Genomic DNA, 22,650 nt, shown 5'->3' with positions numbered 1-22,650 from the left:
ATACAAAATCCAACAGGTTGGAAGGGTTGTTATTGGTTGTGCTTATATTAGTTAGACGCAAAAGCGACTGTAAAAGTTGCCCTGTTTGCGTAAATATTTTTCCAAAAGTAACCGAACAAAATAAAACAAGTCCGCTGTACAAGACAGCAAGACTTGTTTGGAGTACAGTGCGTTAGGGTATCAAAAGTTGGACTATTTGTGATCCTTCAGTTTTCCTGCTGTTTCCTGAAGGTGACCTTTGGCTTTATCCAATTTACCTTCAGCTTGAAGGGACTTATTATCCGTGGCGTTCCCGATTTGGTCCTTGATTTCACCTTTAGCTTTATTTACATTACCTTTGATTTTATCGCTAATTCCGTTATCCTTCATGGTATAGCCCTCCTCATATAATCAAACTTTCATTCAGCATGCTGTAGTTAGTCATTACCCGAGCGAGGGTAATACGAAACGTGAGGCTGTAGTTCACAGACAGGGGCATAATGTTGGGGACGGGGTCAACTAGATCGTGAAATAAGGGGTGAGCGTATGCTCAAAATTTTATTGTTTATTCTCGTTATTCAACTTATTTATGTATCGGCGTACACACTGCGCATGATTTTGACGCTGAAAGGACAGAAGTACATTGCTGCACTCATCAGCACCGTGGAAGTTACAGTTTATGTGTTGGGTTTGAATGTCGTGCTTAAGTATCTGGATCAAGTGGCAAGTCTTGCGGTATACGCTATAGGCTACGCAGTGGGGATTCTTATTGGAGCGTGGATTGAGGAAAAAATAGCGCTCGGTTATGTCACCGTGAAGGTGATCAGCAATGAGATCAATGGAGGAATTGCCAATGCGCTGCGAGACAAAGGGTACGGCGTTACAGCCTGGCTGGGCAGTGGACGTGATGGAGAACGCCTCGTAATGGAGATTTTGGCCAAGCGTAAAAACCAGAATAAGCTGTATCAGTCTATCCTGGAGCTGGATCCCAAGGCTTTTGTCATTACGGTGGAGCCAAAGCAATTTCATGGTGGTTTCTGGACCAAGGCTATCCGCAAATAAGAATTTTGGTAAAATACGCATATTTTCCGTAGGTTGGAGCATATTAATACCCGCACAGGACGGAATTAACAGTATGCCGACAGGGGATGTTCCCCTATAACAACCAAGGGGGGATATAGATGTACAGACGCCAGGCCCCGGAAATCATTCCAGAGGAAAATACGGCTATTTGGTCGTGTACCAACGAGGGTTGCAACGGATGGATGAGAACGGATTTTACCTTTTTGAGCGAGCCGGCTTGTCCACTTTGCCAAGCCACGATGGGACAGGAAATGCGAATGCTGCCGATTCTCAATCGGACGGGCAATTCCTTTGTCGCCCAGCGCTCTTAATTGAGGGGTAAGCCCATGATTACGCTGCAAAGTTTATAAACGTCAAAGGCCGCTCCAGCGACATGCTGAGCGGCTTTTGGTTGTGGAATATTCACGGATCATGACCTCTCAAGGGGCTGCACGGAATCACGATATACAATATGACCCTGTACAAGGACTCGACCAAAACGACTGCCGGGATGGCTTATTTTTTTCATTATTGAATCCACCGCCGTACGTGCCATTTGCTCTATGTCTACTCCGACCGTGGTCAGTTGCGGAACAATAAGCGTGGCGTATACATCGTTATCAAAGCCGACCACAGAGCAGTCCTCGGGTACGCGGTATCCCAGACCAATCAGCTGGTGCACCAGATTGTGAGCGACCTGATCGCAGTTGCATACAAAGGCGGTCGGTAGTGGCTGAGGCAGATCCATTTCAACATAGGACCCTTCGTCGTCCCGGTCGCTGAGTACCCACTCGTTACGGAGGGGCAACCTGTGCTCCAGCAAGGATTTATAGTAGCCGAGGAAACGATCCTGAATACTACTGGTGGAATAGATATTTCCCACATAAGCAATATCCCGGTGCCCCTGGGCGATCAAATAATTGGTTAGCTCGTAGGCTCCGTAAAAATTATCCGTCACCACAGAGTCGATATCGGCATGCTCATCATAAAAGTCGAGAAACATTTTAGGTTGGTCCATGGTTTGTACCAGCTCAATATATGGCTTGCTCACTTGGCCCAGAAGAATGAAGCCGTCCACCTTACGGTCGTAATAGATACGTGGCAGATTAAGCTGCTCTTCGTCCTCGCGATGGAGGATGTGAAGGATACCGTAGTAGCCGTATGGCTCCAGTGCCCGTGAAATTTGCTGGTAAATATGCAAATAAAACGATTGGCCAGGACCAGTAAAACGTTCAGGGATGACAACACCAATGTTATAGGTGAGCCCCTCTTTCATGGACTTGGCAACGGTATTAAAACGATAACCCATTTCGCCCGCGAGTGTTTTAATACGTTCTTTGAGTTCCTCGCTAACCCCATCCTTGTCATTGAGCGCCTTCGACACGGTCACGCTGCTTATTCCCAGCTTATCTGCAATATCCCGCATCGTTACGTTGCTCTTCATTCCTGTTCCGCCTTCCAATTTTAAAAAGATAAGCATTTTGCCTACATTCAGATAACGATTGCAAAATGCTGGGGTGAATATGAATAGCTTATCCGCTTGTAGAAATTCAATTAGCTTAGCGGTGCAGCTGCTCTGTAAAGATACAAGGATTGGCAGCATAGCTGCCCATAGAACAACGATTAGCCTGCGGGTAACAATTGTTCTATGGATAGTATACATGGTTCCGCAAGCATGATAAAGCTTACGGCTTAGATCCGCTGGGAAGGACGGTTGCTTGCTTGCAATAGCGCTTCATTGCGATGGATCAGCTCACGGCGGACAGCGGCGCTGCCGAGAGAACGCAATGGATCGGATGGTGTATTGAAGGTGTAGTCCTCCAGACGGGCAATCGTGGTCGTCGCCACGTGGATACGGGTATCACTGGACGCATAGTATATGAAGACTTCATCCCGTTCATTAACGACTGCTCCATTGCAGAAAATAACATTCGAAACATCACCCACGCGTTCCTCATCATAAGGAGCCAGAAAATGCCCACCGGGCTTGGCGATGACGCGCGTAGGGTCTTCCAGACTGGTGGCAAAGGTATACAGCACATATCGCAGCCCGGCGGCTGTATTGCGTACCCCGTGAGCGATATGAATCCAGCCTCGACTCGTTTTGATCGGAGCAGGACCTTGGCCGTTCTTAACTTCGTATACCGTATGATAGTAGCGCTCGTCAATGACTGTCTCATGTTCAATCACGGGCTGTGTAATATCTTTGCAGAGACCGAACGCGATGCCTCCGCCTGAGCCGGTCGAAATAAACCCATCTTGGGGACGAGTATAGAAGGCATATTGGCCGTCCACAAGTTCGGGGTGCAGGACAACGTTACGTTGCTGCGGGGACTGGGTAGTGATGTTGGGGAGCCGGGTCCATGTGCGGAGATCACGAGTGCGGACCAGTCCAGCCTGAGCGACAGCGCTGGAGGTATCGTGGGATGGCGCGTCAGGGTCCTTTTTCTCCGAGCAATAAATACCGTAAATCCAGCCGTCCTCATGCTTCACCAGCCGCATATCGTACATATTGGTTTCTTCCGGGTCGATATCATCCCATACTAAGGGAGCGTCAACGAATCGAAACTGATCAATGCCGTTATCGCTCTCTGCTAAGGCAAAAAATGACTTTCGGTCCAGTCCCTCGGTGCGCGAAACAAGAATGTATTTTCCTTCATGATAGATCGCTCCAGGATTCAGTGCTGCATTGACACCCAGTCGTTCCATGAAAAAGGGATTGGTTTGTGCATCCAGATCAAACCGCCAGTGAATGGGAACATGATGGCGTGTGAGCACCGGATAGAGGTAGCGTTCATAGATACCATTGTAAAAGGAGGTTTTAACCTCATTGGGGCGCGTAATCAGTTCTTCTTGCTGCGCTAGCAGCTCATCGTATTTGTTATGAATCATTGTTTATCCATCCTTTCCAGCATTTCAATGCAAAATCGGCTGTTATGATATGGGCACTTCCAAGGGCCTGCAATCTCTCTCGCGTCAGGCTTACCGTCCGCTTGAACCGACCAGAACCATTCGCCTCCGGTGCGCGGATCGATGATGTACTGCCGGGTATAGGTCCATAGATTTCGCACAATTTTCAAAAATCGTTCATCCTGTGTCCGCTGAAACGCATTGTAAAAACCAACCATTGCCTCGGCCTGTACCCACCAGATACGTGAAGTATCTACCCGCTCTCCCTCCCGCTCGTTGATGAGCGATCCGTCTGGCTGAATAGCCCGCTCAGCTACCGCGCTGGCAATATCCATCACCATATTCACATACTCGGATGGATGATAACCCAGCACATTCATGGCGTCCTCCATCAACCAGCTGGCTTCGATATCGTGACCATATGAGGTCAAATCAAGCAGAGAGTGCCATTCGCGGTCGAAGAATACTCCCAACCGCCGGGCGGAAGCATCGTAAACACGCTGGTATAAAATGTCCAGCACGTTCTTCAGTGCGTCCCGAACCTCTTCGTTTGGGTAGGCGCGCAGCAATTGGGTATACGCTTCCAAAACATGAATATGCGTATTCATGGTAATATGCGCGGTAACTCCATTTTCGCTGAGTAGCTCATTAGGCTGCTCGTTCCACGATCGATCATATTGTTCTCCGTATGCTTGGAGAGCAGGATCATACCCTTTTTGCTCCACGAGGTGAAACAGTTTCATTGCCAGTGGCAATGCATTTGGGTCACCCGTAGCTCGTGCATATTCTGCCAACGCATAGATGGCAAATGCCTGCGCATATACGTGCTTGCACGTATCCACAGGTTGCCCGGTGTAGTCCACCATCCAGTACATTCCTCCATGTAATGGGTCAAGCAGGTGATCTCGCAGGAATATGAAAGCATGTCGTGCCGCATCTGCATAGGCACGTTCCCCTGTTACACGGGCTGCTGCTGAGAAAGACCAGAGTAGCCGCGCAGTGGCGATGCCACCTTTGTCCGCTTGTTTATGGATGTGCAGATCCGCGTCTACCTCGCCATAAAATCCGCCATGCGCTTCATCTTTCAAGCCTAGCCAGAATGGGAGTATATGTTCCTCCCATTCCTGTCTAATTTCGTGTACTAGTGTTTCCAAGAGACAAAGCCTCCTTCGGAAAATGAATTATTAGCTTATCGTTAACCTTACAAAAGGTATCTTATCTATGTATTTATAAACTGTCAACTATACTTAATTTGTGTTTCTGCATAACATTCGGGTGTTGTTATTACAAAAAAATATAGTAATTGACACGGTAAGCGCTAACATAATAAAATGATTTTGTTAGTTTAACGATAACCTTATTCAAAACAACAGGAGGGGTCGTCTCATGAAGTTGTCCAAGGTTTTAATGTCATTACTATCCGTGCTTTTGTTAGCGGGACTGTTTACTGGCTGTACCTCAAAGAAGGATGCGCCAGCTACCAGCTCTGATCCGAAGGGACCGGAAGGGGAAATTACGGTGATCACACAGCGGACAGATATTGTGGATACCGTATTTCAGGATTACGCCAAGGAATTTAACAAAATTTATCCGAACGTGAAGGTCAATTTTCAGGCATTGGCCGATTATGATGGTCAAATTAAAATTCGGATGGGGACTCGGGATTACGGAGATGTCTTGCTAATTCCTGGCAGCATTCCAATTGAAGAGTTACCCAATTTTTTCGAGCCTCTAGGTACTTATGAAGAGATGAAAAACAAGTATACCGGCATTGAAGAACGTACAGTGGATGGTAACAGCTATGGTATTCCGATTGCGATGGTTTACTCGGGTGTGATTTATAACAAAAAGGTGTTCAAGGAAGCAGGAATCACACAAATTCCTAAAACACCGGATCAATTCCTGAAAGCGTTACAGCAAATTAAGGACAAAACCAAGGCAGTGCCGCTGTTTACGAACTATGCCTCTGGTTGGGCATTGACCCAGTGGGAGTCTAGCCTGGCAACAGTAGCGGGTACGAAGGAATACGTGAATGTCACACAACCGAATTCAGATGACAATTTCACGAAGGGTCAGCCTCACTATGAGCTGTACAAAGTCCTGTACGATGCGGCTAAAAATGGTCTGATTGAAAAAGATCCAACGACTACCGATTGGGAGACTTCCAAGGCGGATCTTGCGCAAGGCAAAATCGGTACGATGGTGCTTGGCTCTTGGGCGATTGATCAGATCAAAAGCGTAGCTTCTAACAAGGATGATATCGGTTTTATGCCTTTCCCGACGAATGCCTCCAAGGTACTTGTACCGCTGGCAGGTGACTTTAACCTCGCTATTAACGTAAACAGTGAAAATAAAGAGGCGGCCCGTGCCTGGGTGGACTGGTTTACCGAAAAATCCAACTATGCCGTAGAGCAGGCAGGCAGCATTAGTCCGCTGAAGGGTGCCGCAATGCCTACCATTTTGAAGCAGTATGAGAAAGAGGGAGTTGTTTTTGAAGCGCTCACTCCGTCACCGAAGGGGCAGGAAGGAATTGTCGATAAAATCGACAAGATGGGAGAAATCGGCTTGTGGCAACCTGATTTCAAGAAACGCATTATTGAGGCAGCGGTGGGTAACCGCCCGGAATCGTATGACACCATTATGAAGGATCTGAACGATGCATGGGTGAAGGCGCGTGCTGAAGTGGCAGCCAAAGAAGCCAAATAGCCATCTGAACTGACCATAAGAAGAGATTGAAGTGGCAGTTGATGGACGGATAGCCAGGAGGTGCAGCATGTTTAAATTTTCGAATCTCAGCTACTCCAAACAAAGATTAGCGATTATTGTTGCCTTTTCATTTATTCCGCTGGCGCTGCTGGTCACTTTTGCGTACTTGCCGGTGATCAATATGTTTAAATACAGCTTTTCGGACTGGAATGGTTATAGTAAGCGTCTGGAATATGTGGGCTTTGAAAACTATATCAAAATCTTTACCGACCCCGAGTATTTCTCGGTGTTTAAGGTCAGTTTGTATTACTTTGTAGCTACGTTTGTACAGATGGGTTTGGCCCTTTATTTTGCAACCATTCTCAGCTTTCAAACCTGGTTTAAAAATTTCTTTAAAGGCATTTTGTTCTTTCCCTCCCTGATGAACGGGGTGGCGATTGGTTTTATTTTTCTATTCTTTTTTAAGCCAGACGGTACCCTTGATACACTGCTTCAGGCAATGGGATTGGGTTCGTATGTCAAGCTGTGGCTGGGCAACCCGGAGATTATTAATATTTCGCTGGCGGGTACGTCGATCTGGAGATACATGGGCTTTAACTTTATTGTGTTTCTAGGTGCGATTTCTTCCATATCCAGTGATCTGTACGAAGCAGCCGATATCGACGGAGCCAACCGCTGGCATCAGTTCCGCTCTATCATTTTGCCGACCATTAAGCGAATTTTGCAGCTGAATCTGATCTTGGCGATTAGTGGCGCGATCAGTGCCTTCGATATTCCTTACATTATGACTGGTGGCTCCAACGGCAGTAAGACGTTCGTCATTCAAACGATTGATGTCGCATTCAAATACAGCAAGGTTGGTTTAGCCTCAGCGATGGCGGTTGTTCTGCTACTGATCGTAGTTGCTGTTACGCTGCTTCAGCGGTTGCTGATTCGGGGGGAGGAGGACTAACTATGTATAAGCTGAAAAGAATACTGGCAAACAGCATCAAATACGCCGCGCTATTACTGGGTGCATTCATTGCTCTACTACCGATTGTTGTGATTTTGTTTGCATCTTTGAAGACAAAGGCTGAATATGCGGCAACCAGTCCTCTGACTCCCCCGGTGAACTGGCTGAACTGGGCGAACTACGCCAAGGCCTTTGTGGATGGAAATATGCTAACCGGATTTTTGAACACAGCCTTTATTTTGCTGATTTCCATCATCGGGGCTACGTTGACCGGTTCCATGATCGCGTATATTTTGAATCGCTTTAAATTTAAAGGTAAAAGTCTCATGCTGGGTGCGTTCTTGCTCGCCACGCTCATTCCGGGGGTGACAACACAGGTATCGACATTCCAGATCATTAACAAGCTGGAACTGTTTAACACACCTTGGGCAGCCATTTTACTGTATTTGGGAACCGATATTATCGCGGTGTATATTTTCCTTCAGTTTCTGGATTCCATCGCGGTGGCGCTGGATGAGTCAGCCATGTTGGATGGGGCCTCCTATCTGACCATCTACTGGCGCATTATTTTGCCGCTGCTGAAGCCTGCTATTGTGACGGTAATTATCATCAAGGGTGTTAATATTTACAACGATTTTTACACCCCGTTCCTGTATATGCCCAAAACAAGCCTTCAGGTGATATCGACGGCACTGTTTAAGTTTAAAGGGCCATACGGTTCGCAATGGGAAGTCATTAGCGCAGGCATCATCATTGCGATTATTCCGACGCTGGTTGCATTTTTATCATTACAAAAATATATCTATAACGGATTTGCACAGGGTTCAGTGAAATAGAAAAAAATAAAATGAAGTGTCTAGGTGAGAGGAGAGTTAAGTATGAGTAAATTGAATGTGGATTTGGATGTAGGTAACGTACGAATTGTAGGAGACAGCTTGTCGAAAATGCCTTGGCAGGATAAGCCGGAAGGCAGTGAGGCTCCAGTATGGAGGCATACTGAGAATCCGGTCATTGGACGAAATCCGGTGCCTGGCATTGCCCGTATTTTCAACAGTGCCGTAGCTCCGTATGAAGGACGGTTTGTAGGGATATTCCGTGCTGAAACGATTAATGGACGCCCGCATTTGCATCTCGGCTGGAGTGACGACGGGCTGGCTTGGGACATTGAGACAGAGCGTCTGCATATGGTCGATGAGGAAGGAAATGAATATCAGCCTAATTATGCTTACGATCCGCGTCTGGTTCGAGTGGAAGACACGTATTATATCATCTGGTGTACAGATTTCTATGGTGCAGCGCTGGGAATCGCACAAACGAAGGATTTCAAAAGCTTTGTGCGCTTGGAAAATCCGTTCTTGCCGTTTAATCGCAATGGAGTGCTGTTGCCTCGCAAGCTAAATGGAAACTTTATGTTGCTATCCCGTCCGAGCGACAGTGGTCATACGCCGTTTGGTGATATTTTCCTGAGTGAAAGCCCTGACTTGGTATATTGGGGTAAGCACCGTCATGTAATGAGCAAGGGTGGTCAGGGCTGGTGGCAATCGGTGAAGATTGGTGGCGGACCAGCACCGATTGAGACGACAGAGGGCTGGCTGATGTTCTATCACGGGGTGACAGGCACATGCAATGGACTGGTATACAGCATGGGAGTAGCTGTTCTTGATCTGGATGATCCTTCCAAAGTTAAATATCGTTCCTCCAACTTCGTGTTGACCCCAGAGGAATGGTACGAAGAGCGGGGATTTGTGCCAAATGTGGTGTTCCCGTGTGCTACACTGCATGATGCGGACACCGGAAGAATTGCGATTTATTATGGAGCTGCTGATACGTATGTAGGTATCGCATACACGACAGTATCTGACATTATAAAGTATGTCATCGCAACGGATGAAGTAGTCGCAGATGACCGTGAGTCAGGCCGGATGTAGGAGGAATTTTACATGCCGGAGGATATGTCTTTACAGCAGCTACAGTCATACATTGGAAGTAATCCAAAGCCGCAGGATTTTGACATATACTGGGAACGGGCGCTACAGGAGCTGGAACGACAGTCGCTAGAATATACACTGGAGCCTGCCGATTTTGTCTCTCCGCTGGTGGAGTGTTACCATCTGTATTTTACTGGAGTGGGCGGAGCGAGGGTTCATGGGAAGCTGGCTCGTCCCAAGCATCTTACGGAACAAGGTCCAGCCCTGGCTATGTTTCATGGGTATTCCTGCGACAGTGGCGACTGGTTCGACAAGGTGAGTTATGCAGCACACGGATTCACTGTGCTAGCTATGGACTGCCGAGGGCAAGGTGGGCTGTCTGAGGACAATTTGCAGGTTCAGGGAACGACGGTTCGCGGCCATATTATTCGCGGAATTGACGACCCGGACCCGGATCGGTTGTATTACCGCAACGTATTTTTGGATACGGTACAGACGGTGCGCATTCTAATGTCTATGGAGCAGGTTGACCCTGAACGGATCGGTGCATTTGGCTGCTCCCAAGGCGGGGCGCTGACGGTTGCTTGCGCTGCATTGGAGCCTCGTGTCCGTGTGGCGGTACCGGTATATCCGTTCCTGTCGGATTATAAAAGAGCCTGGGCGTTGGATGCAACGACATCGGCCTATGAGGAACTGGTTTATTATTTTCGCTGGTTTGATCCCAATCATGTACGGGAGAGCGAAGTATTTCACCGTCTAGGCTACATTGACATTCAACATTTAGCAGACCGTATTCGAGGACGGGTGCTATTCGTGACAGGACTATCGGACATCATCTGTCCACCTTCCACACAGTTTGCGGTGTACAATAAAATCGTATCGAACAAGGAATTGCTTGTGTATCACGAATACGGTCATGAGTATTTACCCTATCTGTCAGATCGTGCCATGAGCGAATTTTTGCGGCTGTAGGGGTTGAACTTAACCAGAGGCTCCTTTATAGTAATAGCTATAACCTTCGTGAAGCGTAATAAATGAATGCCCCATTTGTATAACCTCAATAATATGGTTTGAGGGTCTCTACCAGGAACCGATAAATCCTGATTACAAAAATGTACGTCTTGTACATTTCTTGTGGTCAGGATTTTTTTGCGTGATACGAGGGATTTACATGACAGCAAAGGAGCTAATGTAATGAACTTCAAAGTAGTTATTTTAACCATTGCGACCTTTACGGTAGGTCTGGTGGAGTTGATTATCGGTGGCGTGCTGCCCCAGATTGCACAGGATTTGAATGTCTCTGTAAGCACGGCAGGACAGCTTATCATGATCTATGCGCTCGTGTACGCTATTGCCGGGCCGACTTTGTTGGCGTTGACCGCCAAAATCGAACGAAAGCGACTGTATTTGTGGTCGATGTTTATCTTTATTCTGGGAAGTCTGCTGGCTTTCTGGAGTCCGAACTATGCTGTGTTGTTTATATCTCGTATCATTACTGCTGCCAGTGGATCATTGATCGTGACATTGTCGCTAACCATTGCAGTCAAAGTGGTGTCCAAAGCTTATCAAGCCCGCGTTCTCGGTGTAATCTCCATGGGGGTCAGTTCCTCCATTGTGCTAGGCATTCCAGCCGGGGTACTGATTGGAAATGCGTTTGGCTGGCGGGTGCTATTCCTGATCATTGCCTTGTTGACCGTAGTTTCTATGATCATTATGCACTTGTTTATGGAGCGGATTCCAACAGAGCATGTTGTGCCTATGCGTGAGCAGTTGAAGTCCTTGAAAAATGTTAAAGTAATCAGCGCCCATCTGGTAACAACGCTGACACTGGCGGGACACTACACGTTATATGCTTATTTCACTCCGTTTTTGGAAAACCTGATGGGGTTGAACGCCTCGTGGGTGAGTGTGGCCTATTTCGTCTTTGGGCTAGCAGCAGTGAGTGGCGGTTTTATTGGCGGTTCTTTGGCAGACCGATTCGGCACAGCGAAAAGCATTCTCATCGTCGTGGGTGTGTTTATCGCCGTGATGTTCCTGCTGCCGTTCTCGATTCACTCGGTGTATATGTTTGCGCCGCTTCTGATCATCTGGGGGATTCTGAGTTGGGCCTTGTCGCCCCCGATGCAAAGTTATCTTATTGAAAATGCACCCGAATCGGGTAGTATTCAGCAAAGCTTTAATTTCTCCGCACTCCAGGTCGGGATCGCTCTCGGTTCTGCCTTGGGAGGGGTAGTGATTGAGAATAGCGAGTCTGTTGCCACAAACGCTTGGGTAGGCGGGGCATTTGTGATTGTTGCTTTTGTCTGCGGCGTTTTTTCGATTACCAGAGCAGGGGCATCGCAGACAGTCAGAGGACACCACTCTGTTTCTTAGGTGGGAGGTCATTGTCCTCTTTTATAAAACGAGAAAACATGTTATACTACTTCTAATTATGAAGAAGGGGGTGAGGTAGGTGAATCACGAGATGCTGAACAACCGTATTAGCCAGCTGCCGATTGCTATGGCTGGCATTGTTCATGCTTTTCCATACAACGGGAGAAGTCTGTCCAATTTTAATCATACGGTTGTAAACATCGCGAGAAGACGCCTACCTTAACTCGAACGGATTGCTGTACCTTCCGAAGAGTCGCGGGGTTGCTCCTGCGGCTCTTTTTGTGTTACCTGGGTAAGGGTCTTCCTATATAAAGGAGAGCCTGAACATGTATATTGTAAACGGTCAACAATTGAAAAAATACCACGCTGCCAATCTGATTTTAGATGGTGCAACGTTTGATATCCATAAGGGAGAAAAGGTGGGGCTTATCGGTCGCAACGGAAGTGGCAAAACCACCCTATTACGCCTAATTGCACGTTTGTCCCGCCCAGATGAAGGGCAGCTCGTCATCGCCAAAGATACGAGAATCGGCTACTTGCCGCAAATCCCGGCAGAGTTTGAAAACTTCACCGTATACGAAACGCTGGCTTACGCCTATCGTGAACTGAAGGATTGCCGCAATCAGATGGCCACACTGGAACGGGAAATGTCAGATCCGGTTGTGGCAGCGAATCCCGAGCTGTTAGAGAAGCTGTTGCAAACGTATGCTTCTCTACAAGAGCGGTTTGAGCGTAACGGCGGCTATGAAATGGATGCCAGTATGGATCAGATAGCGGATGGGCTAGGTATTCCCAAAGCTATGTATACGCGTAACTTCGGGTCACTTTCAGGCGGAGAAAAAACCAAAATAGCGCTGGCATCACAGCTCATTGGACGACCAGATCTGCTGTTGCTGGATGAGCCGACCAACCATTTGGATTTGAAAGGATTGGAATGGCTGGAGCAATTTTTGCAGGGATACACAGGTGCGTGTGTGGTTGTATCCCATGATCGCTATTTTCTGGATCGAGTTGCCGGCAAGATGATCGAACTGGAGGATGGCGAGGCCTTTACGTACTATACGAATTACAGCGGCTACGTTAAGGAGAAGGAAGAACGTCTGCTGCTGCAATTTGAGGATTATAAGGAGCAGCAAAAGCGGATCAAAAAGATGAAAGAGACCATTCGCCGTTTGGAAGAGTGGGGACGCAATGGCGATAATGAAAAGTTTTTCAAAAAAGCAGCCTCAATCCGCAAGGCGCTGGAACGAATGGAGCTGGTGAAGCGACCTGTACTGGACCCTCAAGGTGCGGAGTTTCACCTAAAGTTGGAGGATCGTTCCGGTCGCAGGGTGCTTCAATTCGAGGACATCACCAAAGCCTATGGAGAACGTCAAATATTAAACGGGGCAACAGGCAGCCTGGAATTTGGTGAAAAGGTAGCCTTGCTAGGCGATAACGGTGCAGGCAAAACGACGCTGCTCAAGCTGTTGCTTGGTCAGGAAAGCGTAGATGCAGGCACGGTCCAATGGGGCGCACGCGTCGAGTACGGATATTTGGCGCAGCAAGAGAGAGAACGGGATAGCCGGGCGACGGTGCTTGCTTACTTCAAGGAGGAAGCAGGGCTGGAAGAAGGCGAAGCACGCGGGCAGCTGGCGAAGTATTTATTTTATGGTGCGGATGTGTTTAAACCTGTGAGTATGCTGTCCGGTGGGGAGTGGTCTCGCCTGCGGCTGGCGTTGCTGGTTATGAAAAAGCCGAATTTACTGGTGCTGGATGAGCCGACCAACCATCTGGACATCGATTCCCGCGAGGCCTTGGAAGAAGCGCTGGGCACCTACACGGGAACGGTGCTAGCCATTTCCCATGACCGCTACTTTGTGAATAAGCTGGCTGGACGCGTGTGGGAGCTGGAAAACGGAAAGCTGTCCTTTTATCTGGGCGGCTTTGATGAATACCGCGCGAAGAAGCGGGAGCTGGAAAACGCCCACTCGCAGCGTGGAGCGGATGCAGGAGTACGCTCGGCATCTGCAGGTAGAGCCGCATCTGGTGGCGGCTCGGGCGCGGGCCTAGCTACGCCCGCCAGTGCAGCGAGCAATGATGCGGGAACGGCTGCGCGGACAGGGGCGACCACCGGAGCCGATGCGAGCCGTGCTCGCTCCGGGGCGGCAGGTCAATTGGGGGCGCCCGATGCCCGGAGTGGGGCACGCGGAGCGAAGGTCGCGAAGCCATCCCGCTCACCCGCTGTGTCCCGCGAGCGGTTGGAGCGGGCGATTGCCGCCAAGGAAGCAGAATTGGCGGCAACAGATGCCGAGCTGGAACTGCTCGGCACAAGCAGCGACACAGCACGCATGGCGGAGCTGTGGGACGTGCGTGAGCGACTGCAAGCGGAGCTGGACACGTTGCTCGGCGAGTGGGTTGAACTGGAGTAGGCAACAGGCTGGTTGCTGAAGATAGGCAACGTATATTTGCATAAAGAATAGCCCTGAGGTAGCGCGTCTGCCGAAGGGCTATTTTGTATGGTGAAGACATTATCACCAAAATTAATAACCATCTATTATATTAAATGACATTTATAAATTATTTATATTTTATTTTACATATAAAGCGAACCTTTTACATTTCGCAACATGTGGTATTTTTTAAACTGTATGGTTAATGTGGATCATTGTTAACTGAAGTTTGTGTCGTCAATAGAAATCTTATATATCCAATGCCCGCGTTGAAACTATTTTACGATTCGTTATGAATGGGGGAAATAGTATGTCGGACTCCTTGCTGGAGGTCAGCCAGGTGACGAAAAAAATGGGAAAAAGGTATTTGTTAGATCGTGTTTCCTTTAAGCTTCAAAAAGGAAAGATATATGGATTTATTGGGCCTAATGGGGCCGGTAAAACTACAATGATGCGAATCATGACCGGATTAATGCAGCCAACCAGCGGTTCTGTAAAGATAGCTTCATATGATGTGCACACTGATCGGGAAAAGGCGTTATGCAAGGTAGGGGCCATTGTTGAATCTCCAGTCTTTTTTGATTACATGACAGGTAGGCAGGTTTTGCGCAACTTGTCACGGCTACATTCTGAAATTGCGCCCTCAGATCGGGAGATACATATCGAAGAGTTGCTTACAAAGGTGAGGCTGGAAAAGCGGGGGGATGACAAGGTGAAAACCTACTCGCTGGGAATGAAGCAAAGACTAGGTATTGCGCAGTCCATGCTGGGCGCTCCTGAGCTTCTGCTGCTGGATGAACCGTCCAACGGTCTTGATCCCATGGGGATGAGAGAGCTGAGAGATATTGTGCTTCAGCTGCGTGATTCTGCGAATTATGCCTTTTTTATCTCCAGTCATCTACTGGATGAATTGCAACAGATGTGCGATGAACTCATTGTAATTAAAGAGGGTAGGCTAGTTTGGCAGGGGCCCGCTGATCAGCTGATAAAGGAAGGCCAACGTCTGGAGGATGCCTTTATGGGATTAATGGGACTATGAAGTTATTAGTATACAGCGAGTTCGAGAGATTATGGAGACGAAAGTGGTTCTGGCTCATGGTATTATGTACACCAATGCTAGCCTGTTCGACAGGAGTATACTTCTTGCGCACGATGAAGATTCCTGTAGAGGTATTATCCCTAAACTTTGTCGTTACGGGTCTGCGTGAGAATTTGTTTTTAGCATGTAATATAGCTGTGGCTGTTTTAGCGGCTGCTGTATACACAGAGGAATTTCGAAGCGGGCAACTGCGTTTGTTGTTTATGCGCCGATTTACCCGCGGTCAGATTTTCTGGGGTAAGCTGTTGGTTTTGAATACTTCTATCTTGCTTCTTCTCATGGCATTTGCAGTATCCTCGCAGGTGATCGTTGAAGTATGGACTCTTTCATATGATATAAGTGATGCGGGACTGTCTGGATCTCAGGGACTACAGATGCTTGAATACTATGGTTGGGCACTTGCCTCATTATTGGCAATAAGCTCCTTTTACTGCTTTGTCGCGATGTACAGTAAGAGTGTAACGTATGCAATCGGTTTTTGTATGGTATACAATCTGGGCTCACTGTTGTTTGATTCATTGTATTTAAAATTGGCCGCTTTGGTTTCTCATATCCCCTACTTATACAATGTGATTGCATTTATGATTGTTCCATATATGCAGCATACAGGACTAGATAGGTCCTTAATGGGGAATTTGTCTGTGAATGGAGCGATTATCACCGTTGTTAGTCTATATCTTATCTTTTTTACTTGGGGGGCTTACCGCCGGTTTGTGACCGATGATTATCTGTATTAGGGGGATTTCCTCGTGCTAGGAATATGGCGAAGTGAAATGGAACGAATTTGGAATCGCAAATCCAGTCTTTTATTATATATAGCCTATATATTAATCGTGATCGCAATTATATGGAGCCATAAAGTAACGGGTACGAAGGTCTTACGTTTTGGTGAAGGAACTGTGGTCGTAAATAATCTCAATCTGCCGTGGCTGATGATGAGTGAGGTTGCTTTATTTCTCATTACAGCAATCCTGCCCATTCTGTATGTGGACCAATTAAGCGGAGATCTCTATTCTGGAGCCTATAGGCTATATGTGTTACGACCGTATCGACGTTTTCAGTTTTGGCTTGCCAAGTTGCTAGCACTATCAGCCATAACGGTCATTTTTATGGGGACAAGCTTGCTTATAGGTGTAATCGCTGGATGGTTGTTTTTTCCGCACAGCTCTACTTTTTTTAAATATGGGTCATCCGTTGCCTCTTTCCGGTCGGACGCTATACCCTACATACTTGGGTTTTATTTGGTATTAACGCTGGTTTGTCTGGTAAAGCTCATGTTGAGTAGCGTTGTGTGTTTGTTTGTGTCACGGCCGTTATTTGCTTATATAGTGATTCTTATCTTATCCGTATTTCTCTTCGAGTTGTTTAGGCCACTCATTATGTTAATGGACCCATTTCGAGAAATATTGCTTGCTCTAAGGATTGACAACTCATTTGAATTTTGGATGTGTGCAGGAGGAATGATTATAGCCTGCATGATTATTAGTTTTACACGATGGCAAAAGAAGATTGTTTAGAAATAAGTTTGTAACCCGAACATTATAAAAGCGAAAGGGATCCACGCGACCGTTTGAAGGTTAGCTGGATCTTTTTTTAATACGAACGGTGTTGGACTTCGGGAAGGTGATTGCCTCTACGGTATCGTTTCTTTTTCGCCAGGGACGGGTATTAATTGTCTAGTCCCGCATAGATTGACATAGGGGAAAAGGAGGTATGAGCATGTGGAATGGGGTCAAAAGGCTGTCTGCACTAGCGGCGATCCTGCTGCTAACGATCGTTGTAAGCGCATGCAATAAGGGCGACGCTTCAGGCAAGGTGCAAATTGAGTTTTTCCAAAATAAGCCGGAGGCTAAGGGTTCATTCGATAAGCTGATCGCTCAATTCAATCAGGAGCATCCTGGTATTGAAGTGACACAGGTTAACCCGCCAGAGGCAGAAACGGTGCTATTGACACGGGTTGTCAAAAACGATGTACCTGACATTGTGGGGCTTGGGGCCACAGATACCTACTCCATTTTGGCGCAAAGCGGTATTTTTACGGATCTGGCAAATACAGAATTACCACGTACGGTGGACCCGATTTACCTCAAAATGCTTAAGGATGTGACCGGGGTCGATCCTGTGTATGGAATTCCTTATGCTGCGAATGCGAATGGTGTGATGTATAACAAGACGCTTTTTAAGGAAATGGGATTACAGGTGCCCAAAACATGGGATGAACTGATTGCAACAGCGCAAAAAATCAAGGCCGCTGGCAAGATCCCATTCTATTTTACATATAAAGATGATTGGCAGACGAACCTCCCTTTTAATGCACTGGGTCCGAACCTGGTGGGTATTGATTTTTTCCTGCAACGGCGTGAGAATCAGGTCACCTTTCAGGACAAGTACCGCGAGGTTGCGGAAAAGCAGCTGGAGCTGCTGAAATACGGACATAGTGATAACTTCGGCAAAAACTATGCTGACGGGAACCGTGCTTTCGCTAACGGGCAGGGACTGATGTACATTCAGGGCTCGTGGGCTATATCTGAAATTCGCAAAGCCAACCCGGAAGTGGAACTCGGATTTTTCCCGTTCCCTACAGGGAATGACGCAAAGGCGGTCAAGCTAGTGTCTGGAATAGATACGCTATTAGCTGTTTCGGAAAGCACCCCGCATAAAAAGGAAGCTGAAGAGTTCATTGCCTTCCTATTGAAGCCAGAGAACAGCAATCAATACATTACGGAACAAACGTTGTTTTCAGCGGTGAAGGGAGTCACACAGGATGACCCGAGTGTGGCAGAGTTGTTGCCGTATTTTAAATCAGGCCGTGTCATTGATTTTGCCGATCATTATATTCCCAAAGCAGTCCAATTGAATTCTATTGTGCAGGCTTTCCTGCAAAATGGAGATATCGACGCCTATCTAGCCAAGCTCGATCGGGAGTGGAATAAGGTAGCTAACCGCCGATAGGGGAGGAGGATGAGACATGAATAAGCGACTGACGACTTTTTACTGGATGACGGTGCCGGCGGTGCTATTGTTTTTTGTATTTTTGACCTTACCTGCCTTGCAGGGATTTTATTATTCGCTTACCAATTGGAACGGATTCGGGCATCAGTATCACTTTGTCGGATTTAAGAACTATATTAATTTGTTTCAGGACGACAATGTGGGCAATGCTTACTGGTTTACTTTCAAATTTGCGATTGTGGTTACCATTGCGATTAATATTCTCAGCTTGCTGATTGCCATGGGGCTGAACGCTAAAATACGGTTTCGCAACTTTTTTCGTGGGATTTATTTTTTGCCTAATATTTTGAGCGTGTTGATCGTAGGTTACATATTCAATTACCTGTTCTCGAACGTGTTTACGATTTGGGGACAAAATCTGGGCATCAGTTCACTATCGACCAACATCCTGGGTAGCGAGCAGTTGGCTTGGGTGGGGGTGGTCATTGTAGCCGTATGGCAGGGCATTGCCTTTAATACAATTCTCTATCTGGCAGGATTACAAACGATTCCGACCAGTCTGTATGAGGCATCCAACCTGGACGGTGCAGGTAAATGGCGTGAATTCTGGAGCATTACCTTTCCATTGATTGCTCCGTTTTTTACCATCAATATGGTATTGGCGATGAAAAATTCCCTAATGGTATTCGATCAGATCGTGGCCTTGACGAACGGCGGACCGGGACGGGCCACGCAGTCGATTTCTCATCTGATATACACCGGAGGCTTTAGAGGAGGAGAATTTGCCTATCAGTCAGCTAACTCTGTGATTTACTTTATTGTGATCGCGATCATTTCCATCTTACAGCTGCGATTCCTCCAAAGAAGGGAGATGGATAACTGATGAAAGCAAGCAGACGTACCAACTGGCCTGTGCTGATTCTGGTAGCGTTGGGGACAATATTTATCCTGTTTCCCCTCTATATGACGGTGACGATTGCACTCAAAAATCCCGAGCAGATGGCGCATTCCGCCTTTGCCTTTCCGACGGAGCTGCATTGGGAAAATTTTAGTCGTGCAGTGGAAATGACCCATTTTTTCAGTGCTTTTCAGAATAGTGTGATGGTGACAACATCGACGGTCATACTCACTTTGCTCACCAACTCGATGGTTGCTTATGCCATTGCTCGCAATATGCAGCGGCGTTTTTTCAAAGGATTATATTTTTACTTTGTCAGCGCCATGTTTATTCCGTTCCCGATCATCATGCTGCCGATTGTAAAGCTGGCCTCGGGGCTACATATGACCAATCTGTTGGGCCTCATTGTGCTGCATACGGTGTATGGCTTGGCGTTTAATGTCTTCGTGTATGTCGGTTATATTCGGTCGATTCCAGTGGCATTGGAAGAGGCAGCCACGGTAGATGGTGCGACGACATGGGGGACATTTTGGCGTATTATATTTCCGCTGATGGCGCCGATTAGTGCTACAGTGGGGATTCTCACTTGTTTGTCCACATATAATGACTTTTTGCTGCCGCTCATTATTATCAGCGATGCGGAGCAATATACATTACCGCTCGTCCAGTATGTGTTCCAGGGACAGTTCAATACTGACTTTAATCTGGCCTTTGCCTCGTACCTGATGGCTTTGCTGCCAATGATTATTGTCTACCTGATTGCACAAAAATGGATTATCAATGGTGTTACGCAAGGCTCTGTAAAGTAAGGTGGGGATATCACAGCTTCGCCGCAGACAGGGGTTCATTAGACCAATAAAAAGGGGTTCCCTATACCGTTAATCACACAGGTATAGAGAACCTTCTTTTTATAGCTTTGTCTATTTGGATGTTTTGCTATTGTTAGTCAAAGGCTGCAAGGGTACGGTCGTCTCGGCTTTCGGGTCGTCTGTTGTATAGTAGAACATATAAATAGAAGCTTCCTTTCCCTTGAAGTTCTTGTAGACATCGACTGCCTTATTATTGCCGTCTCCGGCGAAGTTGGCTGTGATCGGCTTGCCAATCATCCGTTCTTTCCCCAGACCCATATGCGTCTGGTTGATCCCTCCAAAGTGAGTATCCTCACTTTCGGTTTCTACGAATAAATCTACTCCTTGTTTGTAGTAGGTCCACTTCACAGGATAGCCGCCGATTTGCGTCGTTATCGTCTGCTTTTGCTCAGAAATATCAGTCAAATGCTGCGGCGTTTTGTCATCCGAATGAGTCGTAACCTTGTATTTGCCTGTAAAAGTAATGGGAGTATCTCGGGTAATCGCAAGATGGGCCGGCCGTTCAAAACGGATCGTATTCAGATCGTGGTCCTGATCTGGTGAAGACCAACGATTACCCTCTAACGTTGTGCCGTTCACAGAAAGAAAATATTTTTGATAAGGCAACATGGCGAATTTCTTTTCGCTTCTGATCGTGACACGGATTTGTGTCGGTGTGACAATCATTTGTTCCAGCATGAAATTCGGATTACCGTTCTCCAAGGGGGTATTCAGCACACTTTTAATCGTCCCGCTCTCCATTTTCTTCTTGCTTAGCTGCAGGTCAAAGTTTAGGGGTTCATGTATACTTTTCTCCGTTTGTGCATATTGCAGTTTAAAAGTAGTCTGCCCTTCTGGTATATCCCCTTTAGTAAAATACTGCTGGGCTGTGTATTCTCCGTTCTCACCGGGTGTACCAAATGTCCCTCCAGATTGGGGGTTCACAGGCTTCCCATCTTTGTAGGCAATAATTTGCGGATTGTCCCATTCTTTTGGTATGGAGGAATCGAAGGTAATTGCTGATGACAGCATCAGCTTGTCCTTACCTTGTTCGAATACCTGTACCTTCATATCTTGTAGACCGTTACGATCTAGCCTGAAAGTCTGTTTCTGAGGCGATGTGATATCGAGCGGCAAATCCAATTCCTGAACGCTGGTAAGCTCAATATGATCCACGGTCAGCCGCACGTTTTCTGTTTCTTGCTGCGGTGTCCAATCGCTTTCAAAGTAGCCGTTATAGCGTTGGTTTTTCTCATCCCATTGTTGGAAGCTATATTCCCCTTCACTACTTTTTCCCGCAGCATTTTTAAGCGATACCCCTTTGACATTCCAAAACTCGTTGTCTGCGCGTTTTCCAACCTCCAGGCTGTACAGAATTACAGTCCGGTTCTCATCGACAATAGCGGTATGCAACGTCAGCTTTATTCCGTCTTTGGTTACAGACTGTTCTAATGGCTGTCCCAGGTCTTGAGCTAATGCTGTCTCAATTCCACTTCTTCCGTGCAGCAGATTGCCCCAATTATAATGAATGGCGGCATAGACGGGAACGGCAACGAGAAGTGCGCTCAGGGAGGCAGCGATGGCTATTTTGCGCCAATTTCTATGTTGGTGTGGAGTGAATGAATCGGAAGCATCGGTTAGCGTAGGGGCAGTATATCCTGCCTGTTCCATCCGGTTCCACATCTCATCGAAGTCAGGATAGGCTATTTCCGAATCTTCATTTAGCTTACGCTTCAATACCTTTTCTACGTTGTTCATAGTTCTCTCCTTCCAGCTTGGGAATCTGTGCACCAGCCTCCCGCAGTATTTGCTCCATTAACTTTAGTCCTTTGTGTGTCCTGGATTTGACGGTTCCCAGCGGGATTTCCAGCAGTTTCGATATTTCCGCTAGCGTGAAATCATGCATATAGCGAAGTGTCAGCACAGCACGGATTTTGGCCGGAAGGCGGTTCATGTAAATGGCCCATTCCTCAGCCGACTCGCGTTCCTCCACCTGCCTGTCCACAGGCTTGCCTTATGTTCCAGTAAAGAGATGGGGATTAGCCGCTACCTTCAAATGCAGGCTTTTTTGGCGTTTAAGATGGTTCAGACAATGATTGACCGTAACTTTCATGATCCAGGCTTTTAGTTGCTCGATGTGCTCGCGATTACTGCGAAACAGAGTAATAAACACTTCCTGCGTTAAATCCTCTGCATCCGAGGCATTATGGACCATGTAATAGCAGGTTCGGTATACATCCCGTTGATATAGATCAAACAACTCTCGATTACTTTGCAATGATGGCTCTCCTTTCTCGTACAATTTACCTATATAACAACTGGAGTCCTCAAAAGGTTCATTTGGTTGTGAAAAATAGATCGTCCGCTTCGGATGTGTCCACTTTTTCTCCAATGTACCACACAAAAAAAGAAGCCTGTAAATCTCAAAACTGCAGATTTACAGGCTTCTTATATGTTTCATTGCTAGCCCCTACGGGATGAGCACTCCTTCGGGGCAAAAACACGCTAACG

General features: G+C 47.0%; 21 protein-coding genes, 1 pseudogene and 1 riboswitch. Of the genes and pseudogenes, 16 read left to right on the top strand and 6 right to left on the bottom strand.

Features of this window, described 5'->3' with window-relative positions; translation table 11 throughout:
- Window positions 1-192: 192 nt before the first annotated feature.
- Window positions 193-369: a CsbD family protein gene (locus MKX36_RS23925; protein ID WP_013373642.1), complete on the bottom strand. Its 177-nt coding sequence runs from the start codon at window positions 367-369 to the stop codon at window positions 193-195.
- A 156-nt stretch (window positions 370-525) separates the two neighbouring features.
- Between MKX36_RS23925 and MKX36_RS23920 the strand changes: the two genes are divergently transcribed.
- Window positions 526-1,041 (top strand): DUF2179 domain-containing protein, encoded by a 516-nt coding sequence (locus MKX36_RS23920; RefSeq protein WP_013373641.1) that lies wholly within the window; start codon window positions 526-528, stop codon window positions 1,039-1,041.
- 119 nt (window positions 1,042-1,160) lie between these two features.
- Window positions 1,161-1,373 (top strand): cold-shock protein, encoded by a 213-nt coding sequence (locus MKX36_RS23915; RefSeq protein ID WP_016822696.1) that lies wholly within the window; start codon window positions 1,161-1,163, stop codon window positions 1,371-1,373.
- A 98-nt stretch (window positions 1,374-1,471) separates the two neighbouring features.
- On the opposite strand, the gene MKX36_RS23910 is transcribed toward MKX36_RS23915, so the two are convergent.
- The 3 genes from MKX36_RS23910 to MKX36_RS23900 form a co-directional block, all read right to left on the bottom strand.
- Window positions 1,472-2,485 carry a substrate-binding domain-containing protein gene (locus tag MKX36_RS23910; protein WP_045244819.1) on the bottom strand — a complete coding sequence of 338 codons (1,014 nt, stop codon included), beginning with the start codon at window positions 2,483-2,485 and terminating at the stop codon, window positions 1,472-1,474.
- 248 nt (window positions 2,486-2,733) lie between these two features.
- Window positions 2,734-3,933 (bottom strand): glycoside hydrolase family 130 protein, encoded by a 1,200-nt coding sequence (locus tag MKX36_RS23905; RefSeq protein ID WP_290402491.1) that lies wholly within the window; start codon window positions 3,931-3,933, stop codon window positions 2,734-2,736.
- The gene (locus tag MKX36_RS23900; RefSeq protein ID WP_340865900.1) at window positions 3,930-5,105 is read right to left on the bottom strand and encodes an AGE family epimerase/isomerase; all 1,176 of its coding nucleotides are present in this window, start codon (window positions 5,103-5,105) and stop codon (window positions 3,930-3,932) included. The genes MKX36_RS23905 and MKX36_RS23900 overlap by 4 nt, the downstream gene beginning before the upstream one ends.
- A 232-nt stretch (window positions 5,106-5,337) precedes the next feature.
- Between MKX36_RS23900 and MKX36_RS23895 the strand changes: the two genes are divergently transcribed.
- The 14 genes from MKX36_RS23895 (at window position 5,338) to MKX36_RS23830 (ending at window position 20,100) form a co-directional block, all read left to right on the top strand.
- Window positions 5,338-6,657 carry an ABC transporter substrate-binding protein gene (locus tag MKX36_RS23895; RefSeq protein ID WP_340865899.1) on the top strand — a complete coding sequence of 440 codons (1,320 nt, stop codon included), beginning with the start codon at window positions 5,338-5,340 and terminating at the stop codon, window positions 6,655-6,657.
- A 67-nt stretch (window positions 6,658-6,724) separates the two neighbouring features.
- Complete coding sequence (locus tag MKX36_RS23890; RefSeq protein WP_016822701.1) at window positions 6,725-7,609, top strand: carbohydrate ABC transporter permease; 885 nt, start codon at window positions 6,725-6,727, stop codon at window positions 7,607-7,609.
- A gap of 2 nt (window positions 7,610-7,611) precedes the next feature.
- Window positions 7,612-8,445, top strand: a complete 834-nt coding sequence (locus MKX36_RS23885) for a carbohydrate ABC transporter permease (RefSeq protein WP_164964397.1) — start codon at window positions 7,612-7,614, stop codon at window positions 8,443-8,445.
- Window positions 8,446-8,487: 42 nt separating this feature from the next.
- Window positions 8,488-9,537 carry a glycoside hydrolase family 130 protein gene (locus MKX36_RS23880; protein ID WP_045244715.1) on the top strand — a complete coding sequence of 350 codons (1,050 nt, stop codon included), beginning with the start codon at window positions 8,488-8,490 and terminating at the stop codon, window positions 9,535-9,537.
- 12 nt (window positions 9,538-9,549) lie between these two features.
- Complete coding sequence (locus tag MKX36_RS23875) at window positions 9,550-10,509, top strand: acetylxylan esterase (protein ID WP_340865895.1); 960 nt, start codon at window positions 9,550-9,552, stop codon at window positions 10,507-10,509.
- A 55-nt stretch (window positions 10,510-10,564) separates the two neighbouring features.
- Window positions 10,565-10,664: riboswitch (purine riboswitch) on the top strand.
- 67 nt (window positions 10,665-10,731) lie between these two features.
- The gene (locus tag MKX36_RS23870; protein ID WP_285693558.1) at window positions 10,732-11,910 is read left to right on the top strand and encodes an MFS transporter; all 1,179 of its coding nucleotides are present in this window, start codon (window positions 10,732-10,734) and stop codon (window positions 11,908-11,910) included.
- A 79-nt stretch (window positions 11,911-11,989) separates the two neighbouring features.
- Window positions 11,990-12,133, top strand: a complete 144-nt coding sequence (locus tag MKX36_RS23865; RefSeq protein WP_016822706.1) for an RAxF-45 family protein — start codon at window positions 11,990-11,992, stop codon at window positions 12,131-12,133.
- A 103-nt stretch (window positions 12,134-12,236) separates the two neighbouring features.
- Entirely contained in the window at window positions 12,237-14,321 is a 2,085-nt protein-coding gene (gene abc-f / locus MKX36_RS23860; RefSeq protein ID WP_340865890.1) for a ribosomal protection-like ABC-F family protein, read from the top strand.
- Between the two features lie 331 nt (window positions 14,322-14,652).
- Window positions 14,653-15,381, top strand: a complete 729-nt coding sequence (locus MKX36_RS23855; protein ID WP_017426158.1) for an ABC transporter ATP-binding protein — start codon at window positions 14,653-14,655, stop codon at window positions 15,379-15,381.
- Window positions 15,378-16,178, top strand: a complete 801-nt coding sequence (locus MKX36_RS23850; protein ID WP_026065365.1) for an ABC transporter permease — start codon at window positions 15,378-15,380, stop codon at window positions 16,176-16,178. Before MKX36_RS23855 ends, MKX36_RS23850 begins: the two co-directional genes overlap by 4 nt.
- 12 nt (window positions 16,179-16,190) lie before the next feature.
- Window positions 16,191-16,958, top strand: a complete 768-nt coding sequence (locus MKX36_RS23845) for an ABC transporter permease (protein ID WP_019688923.1) — start codon at window positions 16,191-16,193, stop codon at window positions 16,956-16,958.
- A 202-nt stretch (window positions 16,959-17,160) separates the two neighbouring features.
- A complete protein-coding gene (locus MKX36_RS23840) occupies window positions 17,161-18,393 on the top strand; it encodes an ABC transporter substrate-binding protein (protein ID WP_340866143.1) in 1,233 nt (410 codons plus the stop codon).
- Window positions 18,394-18,409: 16 nt separating this feature from the next.
- Entirely contained in the window at window positions 18,410-19,276 is an 867-nt protein-coding gene (locus MKX36_RS23835; RefSeq protein WP_016822711.1) for a carbohydrate ABC transporter permease, read from the top strand.
- Window positions 19,276-20,100 (top strand): carbohydrate ABC transporter permease, encoded by an 825-nt coding sequence (locus MKX36_RS23830; RefSeq protein ID WP_340865888.1) that lies wholly within the window; start codon window positions 19,276-19,278, stop codon window positions 20,098-20,100. The genes MKX36_RS23835 and MKX36_RS23830 overlap by 1 nt, the downstream gene beginning before the upstream one ends.
- 111 nt (window positions 20,101-20,211) lie before the next feature.
- Here MKX36_RS23830 and MKX36_RS23825 read toward each other — a convergent pair whose 3' ends face one another.
- Window positions 20,212-21,897, bottom strand: a complete 1,686-nt coding sequence (locus MKX36_RS23825) for a DUF4179 domain-containing protein (RefSeq protein ID WP_340865887.1) — start codon at window positions 21,895-21,897, stop codon at window positions 20,212-20,214.
- A pseudogene (locus MKX36_RS23820) lies at window positions 21,866-22,417 on the bottom strand (RNA polymerase sigma factor). Before MKX36_RS23820 ends, MKX36_RS23825 begins: the two are co-directional and overlap by 32 nt.
- Between the last annotated feature and the right edge of the window lie 233 nt (window positions 22,418-22,650).

Origin of the sequence: Paenibacillus sp. FSL W8-0439 (assembly GCF_038008995.1) — a bacterium.
Classification (GTDB): Bacteria; Bacillota; Bacilli; order Paenibacillales; family Paenibacillaceae; genus Paenibacillus; species Paenibacillus polymyxa.
The sequence above is the reverse complement of the archived record's forward strand: the minus strand, read 5'-3'. Positions and strand labels throughout refer to the sequence as shown.

What these genes read in the sequence shown, in the direction of transcription:
- MKX36_RS23850 (WP_026065365.1), top strand. Translation starts at nt 15,378, where the DNA reads ATGAAGTTATTAGTATACAGCGAGTTCGAGAGATTATGGAGACGAAAG.
- MKX36_RS23830 (WP_340865888.1), top strand. Translation starts at nt 19,276, where the DNA reads ATGAAAGCAAGCAGACGTACCAACTGGCCTGTGCTGATTCTGGTAGCG.
- MKX36_RS23890 (WP_016822701.1), top strand. Translation starts at nt 6,725, where the DNA reads ATGTTTAAATTTTCGAATCTCAGCTACTCCAAACAAAGATTAGCGATT.
- MKX36_RS23835 (WP_016822711.1), top strand. Translation starts at nt 18,410, where the DNA reads ATGAATAAGCGACTGACGACTTTTTACTGGATGACGGTGCCGGCGGTG.
- MKX36_RS23910 (WP_045244819.1), bottom strand. Translation starts at nt 2,485, where the DNA reads ATGAAGAGCAACGTAACGATGCGGGATATTGCAGATAAGCTGGGAATA.
- MKX36_RS23920 (WP_013373641.1), top strand. Translation starts at nt 526, where the DNA reads ATGCTCAAAATTTTATTGTTTATTCTCGTTATTCAACTTATTTATGTA.
- MKX36_RS23905 (WP_290402491.1), bottom strand. Translation starts at nt 3,933, where the DNA reads ATGATTCATAACAAATACGATGAGCTGCTAGCGCAGCAAGAAGAACTG.
- MKX36_RS23925 (WP_013373642.1), bottom strand. Translation starts at nt 369, where the DNA reads ATGAAGGATAACGGAATTAGCGATAAAATCAAAGGTAATGTAAATAAA.
- MKX36_RS23840 (WP_340866143.1), top strand. Translation starts at nt 17,161, where the DNA reads ATGTGGAATGGGGTCAAAAGGCTGTCTGCACTAGCGGCGATCCTGCTG.
- MKX36_RS23870 (WP_285693558.1), top strand. Translation starts at nt 10,732, where the DNA reads ATGAACTTCAAAGTAGTTATTTTAACCATTGCGACCTTTACGGTAGGT.
- MKX36_RS23885 (WP_164964397.1), top strand. Translation starts at nt 7,612, where the DNA reads ATGTATAAGCTGAAAAGAATACTGGCAAACAGCATCAAATACGCCGCG.
- abc-f (WP_340865890.1), top strand. Translation starts at nt 12,237, where the DNA reads ATGTATATTGTAAACGGTCAACAATTGAAAAAATACCACGCTGCCAAT.
- MKX36_RS23880 (WP_045244715.1), top strand. Translation starts at nt 8,488, where the DNA reads ATGAGTAAATTGAATGTGGATTTGGATGTAGGTAACGTACGAATTGTA.
- MKX36_RS23875 (WP_340865895.1), top strand. Translation starts at nt 9,550, where the DNA reads ATGCCGGAGGATATGTCTTTACAGCAGCTACAGTCATACATTGGAAGT.
- MKX36_RS23825 (WP_340865887.1), bottom strand. Translation starts at nt 21,897, where the DNA reads ATGAACAACGTAGAAAAGGTATTGAAGCGTAAGCTAAATGAAGATTCG.
- MKX36_RS23895 (WP_340865899.1), top strand. Translation starts at nt 5,338, where the DNA reads ATGAAGTTGTCCAAGGTTTTAATGTCATTACTATCCGTGCTTTTGTTA.
- MKX36_RS23915 (WP_016822696.1), top strand. Translation starts at nt 1,161, where the DNA reads ATGTACAGACGCCAGGCCCCGGAAATCATTCCAGAGGAAAATACGGCT.
- MKX36_RS23855 (WP_017426158.1), top strand. Translation starts at nt 14,653, where the DNA reads ATGTCGGACTCCTTGCTGGAGGTCAGCCAGGTGACGAAAAAAATGGGA.